Below are 20,815 nucleotides of genomic sequence, written 5' to 3'. Positions count from 1 at the left end.
AGCGAGCCGAGCACGAAGGTGCCACCGATGCCCCACCGCACCCCGACCGCCCAACCTCCGGTGGCCGACCCGAAGATCCCGCTCCTCCCCTTCGACTCCCAGAACTGGGCCGACTTCGAGCGGCTGGTCTGCGAACTCGTCGAAGCCGCCGAGGGCCTCGCCCGGGTCGCCCGTTACGGAACCGCCGGCCAGGCGCAGGGTGGCATCGATGTGGTCGGCCGTGCTTCCGACGGTCGTTGGTCAGCCTTCCAGGTCAAGCACGTCGCCGAGTTCTCTGTCACCGCAGCCCGAAAGGCCTTCGACCGCTTCGTCCACGGCAACCGTCCCCATCGCGCGACCAGGTTCGTGATCGTCACCTCATGCCGGGGCACCAACACCCAGGTACGGGAACTCGCGCTTGAGTACCAGGCCGAGTTCCCAGACCTGCAGCTCGGCGAGGTGTGGGACGCCGAGCACCTGGGCCGCCTGCTGCGGCCCCTGCCGTGGATTGTCGCGCGGTATTTTGGTGACCAGATCGCCCACCGCTTCTGCGACGCGGACGCGGTGGCCGCCTACTACGCTGGTACCTCCGGGCAAACAGGCACGCCCGAGGACACCGTAGGGATCGCCGTCACGGAGGCCGACCCGTTCGACTTCGAAGTCCACCAGGCGATCCGGACCGAGGACGGCACCTTGGCCGACGATCCTCTCCCTCGCTACCTGCGGAGGCCCTTCGACGACGAACTCGCCGCTGTCCTGGGCCGCGCTGCGCATGGCAATAGCGGTACGGCTGTCCTGCTCGGCGACTCCTCCACTGGCAAGACCCGGGCGCTCTGGGAAGCGGTCCAACAGCTGTCTACCGGCTGGCGCCTGTGGCAGCCGCGGTCGCCCGACGCGTTGCTCGGTTCCCTTCGTTCGGTCGGGCCACGGACGGTCCTGTGGCTGAACGAGATCCACCGGTACCTACTCACCACCGACCGCAGTCGGGACGAGAACGTCGCCGCCGGGCTTTCCACACTCGTCCGTGACCCCGACCGAGCCCCAGTGCTCGTGCTGGGTACGTGCTGGCACGAGTATCAGCAGTCGATGACCAGGGCACCGGGCACCACCGACGAGACCAAGGAACGTCGTGCGTTCCTCGCAAACCGGTGGATCCCCGTGCCCTCCCGCTTCACCGAGGACCAGGTGGCCTCGGTCTTCACGATGCCCGGCCCGAGTGACAAGCGCCTATACCAGGCGGCGCGTTCGGCCGAAGGCCGTCACATCACCCAGTACCTGGCGGGCGGTCCCGCGCTCCAGGAGCGGTACGCCAACGCTTCCCCCACTGCCCGCGCCGTCCTCGAGGCCGCGATGGACGCCCGCCGGTTCGGCTACGGTCTCGAACTGGCTGCAGGTTTCCTGGAGGAGGCGGCCACGGATTACCTCACCGAGCTCGAACTCGACCTCGCGCCGGAGGACTGGTTCGCGAGGGCGCTCCACTACCTCTCCGAGCCGTGCCGAGGTGTGCGCGGACCCCTTTCACCCGTCCGGGGTACGAAGGGCGACAGGCTCCGGCTCGCGGACTTCCTCGAACAGGATGCACGTCGTGCCCGTGGCCTCCACTGTCCTGGTGACGCCTTCTGGCGTGCTGCCGAACGGCATGCGACCGCCACCGACCGATCGGCCCTGTCCCGCGCTGCAGCGGCTCGCGATCGGATCTCTGATGCCGCATCCCTCGCCCGGTCAACGGCGGCCAGCGACGGCGGGGAGGCACTGAACGCCCTGGCCTGGCACTTCGAACAGCGCCACAACAAGCGCGACGCCGCCCCCTACTATGCCCTCGCCGCTGAGGCGGGTCATCCTGGAGCACAGGTCCGACTGGCCTGGCGGCTCGAACAGGACGGGAGCCTGGACGAGGCCGAGACATGGTACCGACGAGCCGTCGGCTCCGACGTCAACACGGACGCCACCGTAGGCCTCGCATCCATCGCCTGGGAGCGCGGCAACCGGCAGACAGCGCTGGATCTCTACGACGAGGCCCTCTCCTCGGGCGGTGCCCGCAGCGTCGAGTACCAGGCCCGCTGGCTGGCCACGAGAGGCCGACATCGGCTGGCCCTCGCCCTGACCAGCTGTGCCTTCCGAGCCGGCAACACTGGGGCATTCACCGGACTCGCCTGGACGTACATGACCCCGGAGGAGAAGCCGAGGGCTCTCGCCGTCCTCAAGCACGCGCTCCACGTCGAAGGTGACGTGAACGCTCCTCGGGAACTGGCCTGGATCCTGGCCGATGACGGTGACCGAGCGGGAAGCGAGGAGTACACCAAGATCGCGCTTGAGCTCGGCGAGGCAAATGTGTTGCGCGGGCTGGGGATGAAGCATGCCTCCGAGGGCAACCATCGCGCCGCCGCAGGGCTGTACTGGCACGCCTACAACCTGGGCATGACCTGGATCCTGCTCGACCTTGCCAACCTCCGGGAGAAGCAGGGTGACCTCCGCCGCGCCGGACGCCTCTACCGACGGGCGCTGCGTGACGGCCAGTCGTACGCCGCCCACGGCTTGGTCCGGGTCCTCGAACTCGCCGGACAGGGACGGGCTGCCGAGGAGCTGGCGAACCGCTCCTACGAAACCGTGGAAACGCTCGCCCGTGTCCGTGCGGCGAACGGACAGCGGGAGAGTGCCGAACTGCTTCTCCGCGCCCTGGTCGTCGAGGGACACACCGAAGCCCTCCTCACCTTGGGGCAGCTCCGCCGGGCAGCCGGGGACCGTGCCGGGGCCGAGTTGGCTTTCCGTCAGGCCATTGCCGCCGGCGTTGACCGAGCCATCCAGGCGCTCACCGATCTGCGCGCCAGCCCGCAGGACAACACTCACTGAACCCAGCCGCCCGCACCTAAGGGGCCCGGGTTTCACCACGCCGAGACGGCCCACAGCTCCACGTTCAACCCGGGCGCCGTTGGCAAGGTAGGCGATGGTCCCGTAGGCCGCGATCCCGGAAAGGTCGAGCAGCGACGCGTCGCCGCAGTGTGGACAGATGGCAAGTCAGATGCTGGCGTGAGGACTTCGTCTCGCGAAGGCACGCTACAGGCCGGCCAAATCCCGCCTGGCTCAAACAAGTTCGCTGCACGGCACATTCGGAGGCCAACCGCCCTCCGCAGACGCCCAGGTCGCTCGTGAGGGGCCAGACGAGCAGTCAGTCCTGATTCGTACTCTTCTCTCGGTCGGGGCAGTAGTGATATCACTTGACCCCGAGTGATCGACTGGTCACGGATGCACGGGGTTCGGGGGGCTGGGAGAAGTGTCTGATGGTGTCGACATCGGGGCGGACGACAACGAACCGCCGCCGCTGACCCTCATCGGTCCCTGGCTGAGAACCCATGCCGTACCGTCCCCGAAGAAGATCGTCTTCTCGTACGACCCCGACGAGTTCGAGGAGTTCGTCAAGGAGTGGGTCCCCGCCCTGACGACCAAGTACGTCGCGGTGCAACGGCACGGCGGTTCCGGGGATCACGGAGTCGACGTCGCCGGCTACCTGACCCCGTACGGGCTTGAGGGCACCTGGCACAACTACCAGTGCAAGCATTACGGGGAAGCCCTGACGTGGTCGAAGGCCGCTCCGGAGATACGCAAGATGTTCGCTTCGGTGGTGGGCGGGTATTTCACCATGCCCCAGCAGTACGTCTTCGTCGCGCCGATCATCGGCCCCAGACTCGTCCGGCGGTTGTCCAAGAAAACCGAATCCAAGACCGAGTTCCTCAAAGAACTGGCTTTCACCAGCGATCCCGCCATCACCTCACTCACCTCCGAGAAACGGCGAGAACTCCAGGAACTCGCCGAAGCCACGGACTTCTCCATGTTCACGACCCTGGACATGGACGACATGTTGTCGCTGCACCGGACCACCCCACACTGGGCGGTGCGATTCCCCCAACCCCCGGCGCCACGTCCGCAGAGGATGCTTCCGCCTGACGCCCACGCCCCGAAGGAGGCCCGTTACATCCAGCAGTTGGTGCGGGCCTACGGCGAACTCTGGGGCGAGCAGGCCGACACCCTGGAACGCGTCGCCGAGCACGACGAGGCATGCGATCACCTGCGCAGGCAGCGTGAGGCCTTCTACAGTGCGGAATCGCTGCGCCTGTTCGCCCGCGACTCGACCTCGGACGGGCACTTCGACGCCGTACTCGACGACGTCCACGACATCGTGGTCGAGGTCGCGGCCGGCAGGTTCGAGTTCGGATACGACCGCATGCAGGCGGTCCTGGCCGCCTCCGGAAACGTCGAGCTCACCAAGACGATCCTCACCGAGTTCGTGCGACCGCTGGACCGCAAGGGAGTCTGCCACCACCTGGCGAACGCCGACCGCTTGATCTGGTGCCGCGGAGGTGCCGCGTGAACCCACTGAACAGCCCCCTCGAAGTCGGGATGCGCGCACTGGTCCTGCTCGCCGAAAGCCATCCCGAACCCCTGGATCTGGCCCAGATCACCCTCCTCGACTACGCGCTCCTGCACAGCGGGGAGTTCGACGGCCCGCCCAGCCTCCACCCCGACCTGCCCGCCCGGTCCGGCGAACTGGGCATGAAGCGCGGCCTGTTGGAGAAGGCGTTGCTCGTCCTGATCCGCGCCGAGCTGGCCCGGCTGGAACCTGCGGACGACGGCCTCGTCTACCGCGCGACAGAGCGGGGCCCTGCGTTCGTCGAACTCCTCGAAGCCCCCTATGTCGAACGCCTGCGCGAGCGCGCCGAATGGGCCGTCCACCAGTACGCGCCCGGCGCCGACGTCCGGGCTGCCACCCGTGCGCTGCTCAACCGCCCCGCCGAGACGCCCCTACCCCCCGAGGTCCCCCGTGGCTGACCTGCGACTGACCCACCTCACCTACGCGGGCTCCGGAAAGCCCACCGCCCGCGTGGCCTTCGGCTCCGAGCTCACTGTCATCTACGGCGCATCCGACACCGGCAAGTCCTTCATCGTCGAATCCATCGAGTACATGCTCGGTGGTGCGCGTCTGCCGCTCATCCCCGAAGCCGAGGGCTACAGCCAGATCCTCCTCGGGTTGCAGTTGCCGGACGGGGCGCCGATCACCTTGGTCCGGCGACCAGGCGCCGGCACCGTCGCCGTCCACTACGAGGACCTTCGCGACCTGGTCACCCGGAGGTCCGACCGGGAACTGACCGCGGTCCATCGCTCGGGCAGCTCCCGCAGTCTCTCCGCCATGCTCCTTGCAGAACTCGGTTATGCCGACGCCCGGATCCGCAAGAACGACGCCGGCGGCACCCGCGGGCTGTCCCTTGCCGACCTCGTGTACCTGTCCCTAGTGACCGAGACCCGCATGGGCGACCCCCTCTCCCCTGTCCTGCGGTCGAACGCAGCGAACGGCAAGACCGCTGCCGCCTCGGTGATGAAGTACCTGCTGACCGGCGAGGACGACCCGGTGGTCGACACGGGGCCGAACGCTGAACAGCGCCGGGTCAACAAGGGCCAGATCGGGCTCCTCGACCAGATCGTCGTCGAACTCTCCGCCAAGCTGACGACCAGGGAGAACGCCTCCCAACTGCGCGAACGGCTGACGCGGATCCAGGCCACCATCGACGGCCAGTCCCGGTCCCTGCGGGTGATCACCGACCGCCACGTCGGCGCGGTCTCCGCCCGTATGAATGCCTCGCAAGAACTCGCCGCCGTCGAGTCCCGCCTGGCCGAGGTGCACGACCTGCTCACCCGGTTCGGGCTGCTGGAACAGCAGTACCGCTCCGACCTCGACCGCCTCGCGATGGTCAGCGAAGCCGGCAGCATCCTCGGCTACTTCCGTGTCGGCACCTGCGTCTTCTGCGGTGCCGAACCCGAACACCAACACCATGGCCACGGGGTGCACGAGACGACCCAGCTGCACGCGGCCGTCGAAGCCGAAGCCGCCAAGACCAGCTCGCTCCTCGCCGACCTCCTCCCGACCATCGCCGACCTGCAGTCCCAGCTGGACGAACTCGTCGGACGAAGGGGCGTCCTGCTCCTGCGGGCCAGAGAGCTCGACACCGAGATCTCCAAGGCTGAGGAGCGCCTCGCGCCCTTGCGGACGCACATGGACGAACTCCTGACGGCCCGCTCAACCGCCGAACGCGAGCTCGAACTCCACGCCCGTATCGAGGAATTGGACGATCGACGGTCCAAGCTCGATGGGGCAGGAGCGGTCCGGTCCCAGCGGCCCGCCAGTCACATTCCCGCCCGGGTACTCTCCAATTTCGACCATGCCCTGAGGCGGACGCTGGACGCCTGGTCCGTTCCCTCGGTCGAGTTCGCCGAGTACGACCAGTACGGCATGGATGTCCGGGCCGGCAGCCGCCCCCGTTCCGGCCGCGGCCAGGGCGTGCGCTCGGTCCTGCACTCGGCGTTCACGACCGCCCTCGCCCGGTACTGCCTCAGGGAGGGCCTGCCTCACCCCGGCTTCGTCGTACTCGACTCGCCCGTGGTCACCTACCGCGAACCGGTCGGGGAGGACGTCGACATCACCTCGAGCGTCGTCGACCACTTCTACCAGGACATGCTGACCTTCCCCGGCCAGGCCATCGTCATCGAGAACGGCGACCCGCCAAGCAGCGTGCTCTCCTACGCCACGACATACCGCTTCACCGGCCCGGGCGGAGGCCGGCCCGGCTTCTTCCCTACCTCCCCGACCAGCGAGGCGTGATCATCGGCGGCCAGACGGTCCAGACCCACGGCTCCCGGATCCTGACCAAACTGAGTGTCCGCGACCGGTTCAAGCGGTCGCCCAAGCCCACGTGAAACGCGACTCGCCATCATGAACATCCGGATACGGCGACAGAAGCTGCTGCCGCATGTCCTGCCGTGGCCGCGTGTGAGAGGTCTGCGCTCCGCACGGCCGGTTCAGCGGTGCTCGGGGTTCTCGAAGTCGAACCGGCAGCCGGCGTCCCACTCCGAGCGCTGGTTGCCGTAGGCCGGGATGCCGCCGGCGTCCTTGAGCATCCGGGCCAGGTGGAGCAGGTTCCACGTCATGAACGTCGCGTTGCGGTTGGTGAAGTCGTTCTCCGGCCCGCCCGACCCCGCGTCCAGGTAGGACGGCCCCGGCCCCGCCTCCCCCACCCACCCCGCGTCCGCCTGCGGCGGGATGGTGTACCCCAGGTGCTGGAGGCTGTAGATCACGTTCATCGCGCAGTGCTTGGCGCCGTCCTCGTTGCCGGTGATCAGGCAGCCGCCGACCCGGCCGTAGTAGGCGTACTGGCCGCGCTCGTTGAGGATCGACGAGCAGGCGTACAGCCGCTCGACGACCTTCTTCATCACGGAGGAGTTGTCCCCCAGCCAGACCGGCCCGGCCAGCACCAGGATGTCGGCGGCCATCACCCGGCTGTAGAGGACCGGCCAGTCGTCGGTCTCCCAGCCGTGCTCGGTCATGTCCGGCCAGACGCCGGTGGCGATGTCCTGGTCGACCGCGCGGACCACCTCGACCTGGACGCCCTGGCGCTCCAGGATGCCGGTGCTGACGTCGATCAGGCCCTGCGTGTGGCTCCGCTCGGGTGACCGCTTGAGCGTGCAGTTGATCACCAGGGCGCTGAGGTCGGTGTACCGGGCGGGGGGCGAGGTGGACATCGGCGGCCTTTCGCGTCGCGGCTTGTCACCGACCAGTCCACCCCGCCCCCGCTCCCGCCCGCCCGCCGGACTCCGCCAACCGTGAGCTACGCCTCCCCGTCCGGCTGCTCCACCGGCGGCAGCACCGGCGTGACCAGCATCCGCCCCGCCAGCGCGGTGCTCGCGGTGACCGCGGCGAGCGTCGCGTCGTACATCGGCCGGATGTTGCGCTGGTGCCACAGTGTCTGGGTGGTCGCCCAGGCGGCGTCCCGGGCCCGGGCGATCGAGAAGCTGGCGACGATGTGCTTCAGCGGCTCGGCCTGCTCGGTCGCGACCCTGATGATCTGCGCCTCGAAGGACGCCCGCACCTCCGCCTCCACCTGCGCGAGCAGTTCGTTCACCCTGAGGTAGTCGGCCTGCACCGGCGGGGTGTCCGGCGTGGTCCGCCGCTCGATGCAGGTCTGGACGACGGCGAGCGCCAGATCGTGGTTGATGTGCGCGTTCATCCCCGCGAACGCGAACTGGACCGGCCACACCTTCCGGTGGCCGCGCGCCTCGAACAGCGGCTGCCACACCGGGTTCACCGGCCGCCCCGCCTCGTCGGCCTCCACCGCGTCGAAGTACAGGTTCGCGAACACCACGTCCAGCCGCTCGATGAACGCCTGGTCCTGGAAGTACCCGGCCGTCAGCCGCTCCCCGACCAGCTCGGTCACCCTCAGGTACATCCGGTCGAAGCAGGCGACCCCGTCCCGCGGATCCAGCCGTGCCTTGATCGCCCGCATCCGCTCGATGACCTCGTCGACACTCTGCGCGGGCTTGGCGGCTGACTGGGTCATGGGGGTGGTCCCTTCCGTCGGTGTGCTCCGGCTGCCAGCTATACACACCGCCGCCGCCCCGGCACCGCCGACCCGGGAGACTCCTCGCCCCCCGTCACCCGATCCGGTGAGTGCCGGGAACATCCGGCCGGTGCCCCCGGCCGACGGCGTCCGCAGCGGTGGACTCGTCGCGGAAACACGACCGGGCGGCCACCGCCGAGCCGCGGCGCGCGATGCTGGACCCGACAGCGAAGAACTCAACGGGAAGCAGGGGGTCCGCATGGATGTCGCACGGGTCATGATGGTCGCTCCGGTCCGCAACGCCGAAGCGGCGGCGCTCTGGTACGAGAGGCTGCTGGGCCGCCCGGCCGACCGCCGGCCGATGGCGTCGCTGGCCGACTGGCACCTGACGCCGGGCGGCTGGCTCCACGTCTTCGAGGACGCCGAGCGCGCCGGCTCCACACTGCTCAACCTGGAGGTGCCCGACCTGGACGCCGCTCTGGCGGAGCTCGCGGGCCGCGGACTGACGGCGGGACCGGTGCGGACGGGTGGCGTGCGCACCCGCTTCGCGGTCCTGGAGGACCCGGACGGCAACCGGGTCACCCTGATGGAACACCCGGTGGCCTGACCCGGGCGGTGCCTGCGGCCCGGGCCGGGGCCGCAGGCACCGCTCAGGCCCGGGAGTCGCCCGCGCCCGCCGCCAGGCCCCTGACGGTCGCGGTGAGGATGCGGGCGAGCCGGGGCTCGACCTCGACGACGGCGTGGGCGAGGCGGGGGTCACCGCGGTACAGGGCGGCGACCTCGGGGCCCGGGTTCGCGATCTGCCACAGGGCGCCGGCGAGGGAGACGGCGGTGGCGACGAGGTCGGTGACGTCCTGCTCGTCCAGGGCGGGCAGCTGGGCGCGGACGGCCGCGGTGATCGGCTCGCGGGCGGCGAGGGTGGCGAGCTTGAAGTCGCGGACCGCGTCCAGCGAGACATGGCGTTCGAGGTTGAGCGGCGCGTGGGCGAGCAGGTCGCAGAAGGTACCGCGGGCGGCGAGGGTGGCGGCGAACTCCCTGGCCACGGCGGCCGGGCCCGGGTCCGTGGCGGCGCGCAGCCGGGCGGTCAGCGCGTCGGACCACTCGGCCCAGCCCTCCGCGGTCAGCCGCAGGAAGATCTCCTCGCGCGTCTCGAAGTAGCGCAGCAGCGCCGACTTGTGCATGCCGACCGCGGCGGCGATGTCGGTGAGGGTGATGTCCCTGATGCCGCGCTCGCCGCCGAGCGAGCGGGCGGCGTCGAGGATCGCGGCCTCGCGCCGGCGCTTGGCCTCGGGCGAGCGGGCGCGCTGGAAGTCGGATCCGGTCACTCATCCAGAGTAGCGCAACACCGTTGCACTATTAGCGCAACGGTGTTTCACTAAACCCATGGAACAGACCTGGTTCATCACCGGAACGTCCCGCGGCTTCGGCCGCACCCTCACCCGCGCGGCCCTGGAGGCCGGCGACCGGGTCGCCGCGACCGCCCGCCGACCCGAGCAACTGACCGACCTCGTCCAGGAGTTCGGCGAGCGGATCCTCCCCCTCCCGCTCGATGTCACCGACCCGGCGGCCGCCCGGGCCGCCCTCGCCGAGGCGCACGCCCGCTTCGGCCGGATCGACGTCCTCGTGAACAACGCCGGCTACGCCAACGTCTCGCCGATCGAGACCACCGAGGACGCCGACTTCCGCACGCAGTTCGAGACCAACTTCTGGGGCGTCTACCACGTCACCAAGGCGGCGATCCCGCTGCTGCGCGAGCAGCGGGGCGGGCTGGTGGTGCAGTTCTCCTCGGTCGGCGGCCGGGTCGGCGGCTCCCCGGGCCTCGGCTCGTACCAGGCGGCCAAGTTCGCCATCGACGGGTTCAGCCGCGTGCTGCGCGCCGAGACCGCCCCCTTCGGCGTGAAGGTGCTGGTGGTCGAGCCCAGCGGGTTCCGCACCGACTGGGCCGGCTCGTCGATGACCGTCCACGACGTCCCGGAGGCGTACGCGCAGACGGTCGGCGCCATGAACGCGCGCGTGCGGCAGAGCGGCGCGGGCGCGGCCGGCGACCCGGTGCGCGCCGCCGAGATCCTGGTCCGGGTGGCCAAGCGGCAGGACATCCCCGAGCACCTGCCGATCGGGGCCCACGCGGCCGAGGCCTCCATCGCCCAGGACTGCCGGCTGCTCGACGAGGACACCAGGTGGCGCGAGGTGGCCCGCTCCGCCGACTTCGCCGAGGCCTACCCCGCGCCCTTCCCGCCCGACCCGGCGTCCTGACCCCGGGCCGGATCCCGGGGAGCGGCGGGCCGCAGCACGGCAGAAGTCCCGATGCTCCCTCAATCGCCCCTTCGGTGAAGCCCGGTGGGCACGCGACTCTGCCGAAGGTTCGTGTCCGTCCTCTATGATCCGCCCGGGGATGGGTGTGCCGCGCACGGTGCGCCGGTGTGTCCGCCCGATCGGCGGCGCACCCGCACCGCCGATCCGACGCTCCGGCGGCCGGGCCCGATCAGGTCCGACCAGGCCGGACGAGAGATCGGAAGAGAGACTCGGTGATCCTCACCCCACGTGTCCGCGGCGCCCTCGGTGCCGCGACCGCCGCCCTCACCCTGGCACTGATACCCGCGGGACCGGGCGGCGCCACGGCCGTCGCCGACACCGCGCCGAAGCCGCCGCCGAAGCCGGCGAACCTGAACACCACCCGCGCCTTCAACGACACCTTCCGGCAGGAAACCGCACTCGCCACCGCCCCCTTCTACGGGCTCAACGGCGGGCTCGACAACAACCTCACCACCCGGCAGTCGACGGGCGGTGAACGGGCGGTCTCCTACACCCGGGTCTCCGGCCGCTGGTGGACCGCCGAGCCCGCGGGCTCGCAGGTGGTCCAGGTCAGCCGGCCGGACCAGCCCAACCGCCTGGTGTTCGGCAACGGCATCTCGGCCGTGATGCTGGGCGCGCCCGCCGTCGCGGACGAGACCGGCACGTACACCGTCTCCACGGTGGTCGACCCCTCGGTCGGTGACACCACCAGCCAGGAGTGGGCCTCGATCGTCCTCAGCCGCAGCCACCGCAGCGCCGGCTACGTCACCAACGCCGACGTCGACCTCGGCCTCACCGTCAAGTCGAACGGCGAGCTCGCCCTGTACCACGGCGGCGGGGGCGAGACCGCGTTCTGGTCCGGCCAGGTCACCCCGGCCACCAGTTACGCGGTCTCCCTCACCGTCTCCACCGGCGCGGACCGCACGGTCACACTGACCGTCAACGGCACCACGCTCACCGCCACCGCCCCACCCTCGGTCACCCGCTGGCCGAGCAGCGCCTTCCTCTACCTCGGCGCCTACCTCCAGGCCGACCCCTCCAAGGTCACCACCTTCGGCGACGACGCCGGACACGGCCTGTCGGTCAGCCGCATCGACACCTCCGCCGGCGCCACCGCCAGACCGCTCGTCGACACCTTCGACGGCGCCCCCTCCGCCACCGCCGACTTCGGCCTGAACCAGGACCTGAGCGCCCGCCAGCCGAGCCTGCTCTCCGGCAACTACGCCGCCGAATCCGGGGTCAACGGCCTCATCACCAACCCCGTCCCGGGCGCCGTGCAGGTCAACTCCCCCGCCCACCCCAACGTCCTGTCCTTCCCCAAGGGCACCGCCGCGGTACGCCTCACCAAGCCCGCCACCGCGAACCTCGCCGGCGACTACACCGTGCGCGCCAAGCTGACGCCCGTCGTCGGCAGCACCACCGCCACCGACTGGGCCTCCCTGGCGGTGAGCCGCGCGAGCAACGGCACCGGCGCCGTGGACGCACCCGACGTCGCACTCGGCCTGCGCGTGCAGGCGAACGGCGGGCTCGCGCTCTTCCAGGGCGGCACCACCCTCACCCTCCCGGTCCCGACCGTGCCCGCCGCCCCCGCCTACGAGGTCTCCCTGACGCTCGCGACCGGGCCGGAGAAGCTCGCCACCGTGACCGTCAACGGCACCACCGTCTTCACCGGCGCCACCACCGCCGAACTGCCCCGCGACGGCTACGTCGTCCTCGGCTCGCACACCACCGCCCCCGGCCGGGTCACCACCGTCGACGACCTGCGGATCTCCATGCTCGGCGGACTCGGCTACTACGGGTACTACGGCGCCGTGGAGCCCCTCGGGACGATCCACCCGGACTACACCCGCGAATTCGCGGGCTGGACCAACTTCAACGGCTACGGGCGCGACGCGGACGACGTTTCGCTGGACTTCCTGGACCGCTGCCCGCCCGTCTCCTGCGTCCTCGGTGTCAACCCCGAAACCGTCACCCCGGGCATTGACCCCGTCCTCACGCCCAAGCCGGACGACGTGGTCACCAAGAACCTCGACGACCTGAAGAAGCGGATCGGCGCCAACCTCGACAAGATCGGCGCCGTCTACCTCACCGACGAGGCCTACTACCACCGGATGACCCCCGCCCAGGCCGAACGGCAGGCCGAGCTGGTGCGGGCGGCCTTCCCCGACAAGCTGCTGATCTTCGACTACGCCGAGGGCGACATCCTGACGGGCCCCGGGCTCAACCTCGCCCCCAGGCAGGCCGACATCGTCGGCTTCAACCGGTACTGCCAGGGCCGCGACACCGTCCAGAACCTGCTGGACAAGCTGCGGTCCAAGCTCACCGACGACAACCAGCACCTCATGCTCTACCCGGAGGTCCACAAGGGCTCGACAGGCTGCGGCGACAAGACCGACGCGCAGATGGCCGCGTTCAACGCCGAGTACGAGGCCGTCGCGGCGCAGGACCCGCGCGTCGTCTACCTGCACCCCTTCCGCTGGGTGGACAACACGGCGGCCACCCTGCCGCTGACCGCCGCCCACGAGCAGGCGGCCGGCAAGGCGATCGTCAACGCCACCCCCACCCGCCGCCCCTCCTCCGTCGGCGTGTACCAGGCGGCCGACCGGAGCGTCACCCAGACGTCGCACAACGGCGTCACGATCGCCCGGGCCACCCTCGGCGCCCCGGACGACGTCCCGCTGGTCGGCCACTGGAACGGACCGGGCGTCGACACCGTCGGCTACTACCGCCCCAGCACGCGGGAGTTCTTCCTGCCCGGCCCCGACGGCACCTTCGGCACCCCGGTGAAGTACGGCAACACCGGTGACATCCCGGTCGTCGGGGACTGGAGCGGGCGCGGGAAGACCACGATCGGCGTCTACCGCCCGTCCGACCAGTTCTTCTACCTCTCCGACGACAACGCCACCGTCAAGTACCCGATCAAGCTCGGCAACCCCGACTGGAAGCCGCTGGTCGGCGACTGGGACGGCAACGGCACGACCACCGTCGCGGTCTACGACCCGCAGACGCGGATCTTCCACCTGAACAACTCCAACGAGACCGAGCACGTCCAGGACATCACGTACGGCAACCTCGGCGACATCCCGGTCAAGGGCGACTGGGACGGCACCGGCATCGACAGCATCGGCGTCTACCGCCCGTCCGACGGGTCGTTCTCCGGCGCGGCCGTCGGCAGCGACGTGACCGTCTACCGGGCGGCGGTCACCACCAACGGGACCCCGCTGGTCGGCAACTGGGGCTGACCGCCCCCGACCGACGACAGGCCCCGGGCCGGGGAGCGGTGCGCTCCCCGGCCCGGGGCCTGTTCGTTCGCTGTCCCGGCTACGGCTTCGTGGCGACGGAGACGTAGTCGACCCGCATCGGGTGCCCGGGCTCGGTCGCCGGGGTGACGGCGCCGCCGAACGCGGCGGGCAGATTGCCGCCGACGGCGACGTTGAGGATCAGGAACAGGCCGTGGTTCACGGCCCGGTCCCAGGTCGCCCGGTCCATCTGCGCGGCGGTGACCCGGTGGTGCTCCCGGCCGTCCAGGTACCAGCGGACCTGCTCCGCGCCCGGCCGCAGGTCGACCTCGACCGCGTAGCGGTGGAAGCCGGTGCGGCACTCGGCGCCGCAGGGCTGGTCCCCGGAGCCCAGACCGCGCGGCTCCTGGCAGGGGCCGCCGTCGAGGACTCCGCAGTGCATCGTGCCGAACACCGCGTCCCGGCCGTTGACCTGCTCCATGACGTCCAGCTCGCCGATGGCCGGCCAGCCCGTGTAGCCGTTGCGCAGTTCGCCGCCCAGGGTCCAGAAGGCGGGCCAGTAGCCGGCCGCGGCCGGGCCGGTCACATCGGGCAGGGCGATCCCGGCCTCGATCCGCAGCACACCGCCGGGCGGCGGGGCGAAGTCGGCGCGGCGGGACTCGATCCGCCCGGAGGACCAGCGCCCGTCGGCGTCCCGGGCGGGCACGATCTCCAGGGCGCCGCGGCCGTCCAGCCGGACGTTCGCGGTCGAGTCCGTCATGGTCTCGATCTCGCCCGTCCCCCACTGCGGCGCCGGGCAGCCCGGGTAGCAGGTGCCCAGGTCGTACTGCCAGTCGGCCTCGGACGGGCGGCTGCCGGCCGGACCGTCGAAGTCGTCGCGCAGCAGCTGCGTCCAGCCGTCCACGGTGACCGACGGCACGGTGGCCGGAGGCGCCGCGGCGGACGCGGCCCTCGGCGGCAGGGCACCGGACTCCGTCAACAGCCGCTCCAGGCGCGGCGTGAGCACCACGGCGGCCACGTTGGTGAGGTGCGCGTCGTCCCGGTAGAGCAGGATGCGCTCCAGCACCGCCGGGCAACTGCGGCCGCTGCCCGGGCAGATGACATCGTTCACCGAAACGCCGCGCACTCCCGGCACCCGGCCGGCCGCGATCTCGTCGGCGAGCGGGTCCGCCCACAGCGCCTTGTCGCGCGGGAACTCGCAGGCGGACGGATCGTCGGTGTGGCCGGACACGCAGGCCGGCACGTCCGTGCCCGGGATCGGGGTGTCCCGCAAGTAGACGATCGGGACGCCGAGTTCACGCAGCGGGGTGAGGGTCCGCTCCCAGCCCTGGAGCAGCAGCTCGCGGTCGTCGGTGTACCGGTTGAGGGTGGAGACCACGATCAGGCGGGGCTTGGGGCCCTCCTTCAACCGGGTCAGCGCGTTCGCCCGCCAGGTGTCGCACTCGCGGTAGGTGCGGCCCAATTGCGGGTTGACCACCGCGAGTTCCGGAAGCGGGCAGCCCTGCTTGACCAACTCCTCCAGCTCCCAACGCCGTTCGGCGGCGAGGGCGAGCAGCGCGGAGAACCACTGGCCGGCGTGCGAGTCGCCGAGCAGCACCATCCGGTCCGGGCTGCCGACCACACCGAAGCGGCAGTCGGGGCTGGTGACGGCGGTCGGCGCGACCTCGCACTCGCCGTCCGGCGGGAAGTCCTTGCGGGCCTGGACGGCGTCCGGCACCACCGCGGGACTCCGGGTCTGCGCCGCGGTGCGCACCAGCAGCGAGGTGCCGTCCGCCGACCCGGGTGGCAGGCCCTGCAGGTCGACCGGCGCGGCCGGGCCGAGCAGCCGCAGCGTGCCGGAGCCGACCACCAGCGCCAGCACCACCGGGATGACCACTGCGGCGAGGCCCAACGAGAGCCCGCGGCGCGGGAGTTCGGAGACGGTCCGGCTGTGCCGCAGCGGCCGCTCGACCCAGCGCAGCACGGCGGCGGCGGGCAGCGCGGCGGCGGCCGTGAGCGCCACCTTCACCGGCCAGTCCAGCGGGCCGAGCTTCGCGCCGACGAGCACCAGCACCGGCCAGTGCCACAGGTACAGGTTGTAGGAGAGCCGGCCGATCGCCCGCGGCACGCGCAGGCCGAGCACCCGGTCCACCCCGAACCCGGGCGCCGCTGCGCCGTTCCGCCCGGGCGTGCCGGCCAGGATCACGGCGGCCGTGCCGAGGGTCGGGACGAGCGCCGCCCAGCCCGGGTACGGGGTCGTGTTGTCGTACGCCAGCACGGACCCTACGACGGCCGCCGCCCCGCCCCAGCCGAACAGCACGCGCAGCACGCGCGGGCCGCTCAGCAGGTGCCAGGGCAGCAGGGCGAGCAGCGCGCCGACCCCGAACTGCCAGACCCGGGAGGGCGTGCCGAGGTAGGCGAGCGAGACGGAGTCGTGCGTCCAGCGCAGCGAGAGCGCGAAGGACCCGACCGTCAGCACGGCGGCGAGCCCGGCCGCGACCGGCCGCACCGCCCGCCCGCGCCCGTCCGCCCGGCCGCGCCGCACCACCCGCAGCACCAGGTAGACGGTCAGCGCCAGCAGTGGGCCCCAGAGCAGGTAGAACTGCTCCTCGACGGCCAGTGACCAGAAGTGCAGCAGCGGGCTCTCGTCCCGCCCGGCGGCCAGGTAGTCGGTCTGCTGCGCGACGAAGCGCCAGTTGCCGACGGACAACGCCGCCGCCAGCACGTCGTACTCCAGGTCCGCGCGGCGCAGTGGCACGGTCAGCCAGGCGCCGAACAGGGCCACCGCGCCGAGCACGATCGCCGCCGAGGGCAGCAGCCGGCGGGCCCGGCGGGAGAAGAACTCGCCGAGCCGGATCCGGCCGGTGGTGGTGGCCTCGCGCAGCAGCAGGCCGGTGATCAGGTAGCCGGAGATGACGAGGAAGACGTCCACGCCGACGAAGCCGCCGGCCAGGCCGGGGACGGCCGCGTGGAACGCGAGGACGGCGAGCACGGCGACCGCGCGCAGGCCCTCGATGTCGGGTCGGAAGCCGGCCCGGCGGGGCGCCGGGCCCGGGGCATCGGAACCCCGGGAGGCGGCGCCGGCGCTCCGGCCGGGGATGGTGAAGGCGTCCGGCCGCAGCTCGGGAACGGCCGACGGTGATGACGGTGGCGCTGAGGGTACCGGTGACGGTATCGGGGAGGACGGCATGGAAGGCGACGACCTTTCAACCCAGCCAGGGCAGCATCGGGCGGACCCAGCCGGACGCGAGCAGAGCGGTGAGCACGAGGGTGGCGGTGGCGGCCAGGCCCTCGGGCCACCGACGGGGCAGCATGCCGATCCGGGACGCCTTCGGCCCGTCGGCGGCGGCGTCACGGCGGGCGCCGCCGCGCAGCTCGCCGAGGAGATCGCGGATCAGCGGCAGGCCGATCTGCGCCTGCACCAGGAGGTAGAGGCCGAGGCCCCAGTTGGGCGCCCAGCCGTACCCGGCGACGGCCAGGGCGAGGCCGAGGGCGCCGGCGCCGAGCGAGGCGCAGAGCCAACCGAGCGAGAGCAGGACCACCTTGCGGGCCATCCCGCCGGACCGGGCCTTGCGGCGCGCGCCCACGGCCTCGGCCGTACCCGCTCCCGCGCCCGCGCCCGCCGCGCCGGTCGGCACCCAGGCGGCGCTGCGTCCGCGCAGCGTGTGCCAGAACGCGACACCGGCGGCGACGCTCATCAGCACGTTGGAGCGGATCACCTCGATCCGCCAGCGGGTCCGGCTGACCCTGGGCAGCAGCACGTGCCAGAGCCAGAGCGGCGCGAGCATCGGCAGCACGTGCCAGGGCCGGATCTGGTCCGGGTAGAAGAACATCATCACCAGCGGCGGCAGCGGCGCGACGAAGATGTTCACGGCGGCGGCCAGGTAGCCGACGATGCCCTCGTAGAAGCAGAGCCGCATCCGCCAGGGCGCGCCGATCCGCTTGAGCTCGGGCGAGCCGAGCAGGTGCAGGTTGCCCATCGCCCAGCGGTACTGCTGGTTGACGTACGAGGCGAGGTTGTCCGGCGAGGTGCCCTTGGCGACCAGCACCGGGACGTACAGCGTGCGGTACCCCTTGGCGTACAGGCCGAGGCCGGTGAAGAGGTCCTCGCTGTGGTCGAGCCGGGCGAAACCGCCGGCCTCGTCGATCGCGGCCCGCCGGTAGACGGCGTTGCTGCCGCAGCAGATGGCGGCGTCGCTGGCGTCCCGGGAGGGCTGGATCCAGCGGAAGAACCACTCCTGCGCGGCACCGGCGGCGCGCTCGATCCAGCTCATCGTCTCGTCGGTGTCGAAGCACTGCGGGCTCTGCACGATGCCGATCCGCGGGTCCGCGAAGTACGGGACGAGGTGGCGCAGGAAGTCCGGCCGCGGCGCGAAGTCCGCGTCGAGGATGGCGATGAGCTCGGCACCGCTCAGGGTGAGCGCGTGGTTGAGGTTGCCGGCCTTCTTGAGGTGCCCGCGGTCGGGCCGCACCACGTACCGGTAGCCGTGCGCCGCGGCCAGGTCGGCGACCTCGGCCCGGTCGGCGTCGTCGAGCACCCACACCGTCAGCGCGCCCGGCCAGTCCACCCGGGCGACCGCCCGGTAGGCGTTCTCCAGGACGTCGAGCGGCTCACCGCAGGTCGGCAGGTACAGGTCGACGGTCGGCAGTTCCTCCGGCGCCCACGCGTGCACCAGCACCTCGTGGGACTGCCGGGTGAGCCGCCGCTGCCGCAGGCTGTTCACGGACGACAGCACCAGCGCGACGACGTTGAGCGCGAGCACCGCCAGGAACACCCACAGCGCCGGCGTCCGCAGCGCGAACGTCAGCATCGTCCCGGCGGTGAACACGAACGCCGCCGAACTGGCGACGAGCACCCACCTGCGCTGCGGGCCGAAGTACCAGTACAACTCCTGGTCGGTCGGCGGTTGCGGCAGATGCGGCGGTTGTTCAGGAGATTCGGAAGAGGAAGAAGACACAAAGGAAACAGGAGATACCTGTTGAACAGTCATATGGCCCCCACAGCCGTGTTTCTGACAGCTCCACGGGCCACAGTACCCCATTGGTATAGACCATTAATCCCGCGTCCGGCTCCCGGACGCCACCTCCGCGCCACCTCCCCCGCCCTCGCGAAGCAGCAGGTCAAGCGGACGTGAACACTCCTCCAACATCCCTTCCCACCCGCCCGCGAAAACGCCCGTGGGACGGCAACCGGAGACCGGTTGCCGCCCCACGGGCGTCATGCGTCGTGCGTCCCGCGGATCAGACCGCCGCGGACGGGTACGTCGGGTACTCGACGCCCGAGACGTGCTGGACGACCCGGATCACCTGGCAGGAGTAGCCGAACTCGTTGTCGTACCACAGGTAGAGGATCGCGTTGTCGCCCTCGACCTTGGTGGCGCCGGCGTCGACGATCGAGGCGTGGCGCGAGCCGATGAAGTCGTTCGACACCGCGTCGGGGGCGGTGGTGAAGTCGATCTGGCGCTTCAGCGACGAGGTCAGCGACACGTTGCGGAGGTAGTCGAGGACCTCCTCGCGGGTGGTCTCGCGGGCCAGCTGGAGGTTCAGGATGGCGATCGAGACGTCCGGCACGGGCACGCGGATCGAGCTGCCGGTGATCTTCGCCTTGAGGTCCGGCAGCGCCTTGGCGACGGCCGAGGCGGCACCGGTCTCGGTGATCACCATGTTCAGCGGTGCCGAGCGGCCGCGACGGTCGGCCTTGTGGTAGTTGTCCAGGAGGTTCTGGTCGTTGGTGAACGAGTGGACGGTCTCCACGTGGCCGCGCAGCACGCCGTACTCGTCCTCCATCGCCTTCAGCGGCGGGACGATCGCGTTGGTGGTGCAGGAGGCGCAGGAGAGGATCTGCTCGTCCGGCTTGATGGTGTCGTGGTTGACCCCGTGCACGATGTTGGGCACGTCGCCCTTGCCCGGCGCCGTCAGGACGACCTTCTCGATGCCCGGACGGAGGTGGTTCGAGAGACCCTCGCGGTCCCGCCACTTGCCGGTGTTGTCGATCAGGATGGCGTCCCGGATGCCGTACGCCGTGTAGTCGACCTCGGACGGGTCGTTGGCGTAGATCACCTTGATCTCGGTGCCGTTGGCGACGATCGTGTTGTTCGCCTCGTCGACGGTGATCGTGCCCTGGAACTGCCCGTGGATGGAGTCGCGACGCAGCAGCGAGGCGCGCTTCACGATGTCCTGGTCGCCGCCGCCACGGACGACGATGGCCCGCAGACGCAGGCCGTTGCCGGAACCCGCCTTCTCGATCAGCAGACGGGCCACCAGGCGGCCGATCCGGCCGAAACCGTAGAGGACCACGTCACGCGGCGACTCGCGGCGCTCGATCTTGTTGGCACCGGTGGCGCCGGCGACGGCCTCGGCGGTGAACTGCTCCACCGAGAGACCGCGGCTGTCGGCGCGGTAGGTGGCGGCGAGCATGCCGAGGTCGATCTGGGAGGGGCCGAGATCCAGGGTCGTCAGCGCCTGCAGGAAGGGCAGCGTCTCGGTGACCGAGAGCTCCTCGCCGGCGATCTGGCGGGCGAACCGGTGGGTCTTCAGGATGCTGACCACCGACTTGTTCACCAGGGAACGGCTGTACAGCAGGACGGTGACGTCCCGCTCCCGGTGCAGTCGGCCGATGATCGGGATCATCGACTCCGCGATCTCCTCGCGGTTCTTCCAGTCCGTGAACACGTCGTCGTTGACAGTCACAAGTCCATCTTTCGAGCTAGGAGGGTGTTCACATGCTAACTGGGCCCCACCCCCCACACCGAAACGGTTCTGCCCTCTCCCGCATGACAAGAATCACATATGATCCCGCTCGGCATGTCGTGACGACACGTCAACGGGAAACGCAAAGAACCCCCGCCGATAATCCGGCGGGGGTTCTTCTCAAAATTTGTTCGGCGGCGTCCTACTCTCCCACAGGGTCCCCCCTGCAGTACCATCGGCGCTGTGAGGCTTAGC

13 protein-coding genes are annotated in these 20,815 nt (G+C 70.8%); 7 read left to right on the top strand and 6 right to left on the bottom strand.

The features are described 5' to 3' along the window. Window positions 1–27: 27 nt before the first annotated feature. From ACFVVU_RS20335 to ACFVVU_RS20320, 4 genes are all read left to right on the top strand, one after another. Window positions 28–2,829 carry a hypothetical protein gene (locus ACFVVU_RS20335; RefSeq protein WP_387791302.1) on the top strand — a complete coding sequence of 934 codons (2,802 nt, stop codon included), beginning with the start codon at window positions 28–30 and terminating at the stop codon, window positions 2,827–2,829. Between the two features lie 421 nt (window positions 2,830–3,250). Continuing rightward, window positions 3,251–4,345 carry an ABC-three component system protein gene (locus ACFVVU_RS20330; protein ID WP_387791300.1) on the top strand — a complete coding sequence of 365 codons (1,095 nt, stop codon included), beginning with the start codon at window positions 3,251–3,253 and terminating at the stop codon, window positions 4,343–4,345. Continuing rightward, window positions 4,342–4,803, top strand: a complete 462-nt coding sequence (locus ACFVVU_RS20325; protein ID WP_387791299.1) for an ABC-three component system middle component 2 — start codon at window positions 4,342–4,344, stop codon at window positions 4,801–4,803. Before ACFVVU_RS20330 ends, ACFVVU_RS20325 begins: the two co-directional genes overlap by 4 nt. Continuing rightward, on the top strand, window positions 4,796–6,628 hold the full coding sequence (locus tag ACFVVU_RS20320; protein WP_387791297.1) for a hypothetical protein: 1,833 nt from the start codon (window positions 4,796–4,798) through the stop codon (window positions 6,626–6,628). Before ACFVVU_RS20325 ends, ACFVVU_RS20320 begins: the two co-directional genes overlap by 8 nt. 197 nt (window positions 6,629–6,825) lie before the next feature. Here ACFVVU_RS20320 and ACFVVU_RS20315 read toward each other — a convergent pair whose 3' ends face one another. Both ACFVVU_RS20315 and ACFVVU_RS20310 read right to left on the bottom strand, forming a co-directional pair. Further along, a complete protein-coding gene (locus ACFVVU_RS20315; protein ID WP_387791295.1) occupies window positions 6,826–7,545 on the bottom strand; it encodes a flavodoxin family protein in 720 nt (239 codons plus the stop codon). Between the two features lie 86 nt (window positions 7,546–7,631). Continuing rightward, a complete protein-coding gene (locus ACFVVU_RS20310) occupies window positions 7,632–8,360 on the bottom strand; it encodes a DUF5995 family protein (protein WP_387791293.1) in 729 nt (242 codons plus the stop codon). Window positions 8,361–8,619: 259 nt separating this feature from the next. On the opposite strand from ACFVVU_RS20310, the gene ACFVVU_RS20305 reads away from it, so the two are divergent. Continuing rightward, complete coding sequence (locus ACFVVU_RS20305) at window positions 8,620–8,967, top strand: VOC family protein (protein WP_387791292.1); 348 nt, start codon at window positions 8,620–8,622, stop codon at window positions 8,965–8,967. A 43-nt stretch (window positions 8,968–9,010) separates the two neighbouring features. Here ACFVVU_RS20305 and ACFVVU_RS20300 read toward each other — a convergent pair whose 3' ends face one another. Beyond that, window positions 9,011–9,685: a TetR family transcriptional regulator gene (locus ACFVVU_RS20300; RefSeq protein WP_387791291.1), complete on the bottom strand. Its 675-nt coding sequence runs from the start codon at window positions 9,683–9,685 to the stop codon at window positions 9,011–9,013. Between the two features lie 58 nt (window positions 9,686–9,743). Between ACFVVU_RS20300 and ACFVVU_RS20295 the strand changes: the two genes are divergently transcribed. Together ACFVVU_RS20295 and ACFVVU_RS20290 are read left to right on the top strand one after the other, a co-directional pair. Then, a complete protein-coding gene (locus ACFVVU_RS20295) occupies window positions 9,744–10,613 on the top strand; it encodes an SDR family NAD(P)-dependent oxidoreductase (protein WP_387791289.1) in 870 nt (289 codons plus the stop codon). Between the two features lie 272 nt (window positions 10,614–10,885). Next, window positions 10,886–13,894, top strand: a complete 3,009-nt coding sequence (locus ACFVVU_RS20290) for a hypothetical protein (RefSeq protein ID WP_387791287.1) — start codon at window positions 10,886–10,888, stop codon at window positions 13,892–13,894. A gap of 79 nt (window positions 13,895–13,973) precedes the next feature. Here the strand turns inward: ACFVVU_RS20290 and ACFVVU_RS20285 are convergent, their stop codons facing one another. The 3 genes from ACFVVU_RS20285 to ACFVVU_RS20275 all read right to left on the bottom strand — a co-directional run bounded on the left by ACFVVU_RS20285 (window position 13,974) and on the right by ACFVVU_RS20275 (window position 20,560). Continuing rightward, window positions 13,974–17,060, bottom strand: a complete 3,087-nt coding sequence (locus tag ACFVVU_RS20285; protein WP_387791285.1) for an acyltransferase family protein — start codon at window positions 17,058–17,060, stop codon at window positions 13,974–13,976. A gap of 16 nt (window positions 17,061–17,076) precedes the next feature. Next, entirely contained in the window at window positions 17,077–18,786 is a 1,710-nt protein-coding gene (locus tag ACFVVU_RS20280) for a glycosyltransferase family 2 protein (protein WP_387791520.1), read from the bottom strand. Between the two features lie 325 nt (window positions 18,787–19,111). After that, entirely contained in the window at window positions 19,112–20,560 is a 1,449-nt protein-coding gene (locus ACFVVU_RS20275; protein WP_387791284.1) for a glyceraldehyde-3-phosphate dehydrogenase, read from the bottom strand. Window positions 20,561–20,815: the final 255 nt, after the last annotated feature.

It is taken from the genome of Kitasatospora sp. NPDC057965 (assembly GCF_042887135.1).
GTDB lineage: Bacteria > Actinomycetota > Actinomycetes > Streptomycetales > Streptomycetaceae > Kitasatospora.
The sequence above is the reverse complement of the archived record's forward strand: the minus strand, read 5'-3'. Positions and strand labels throughout refer to the sequence as shown.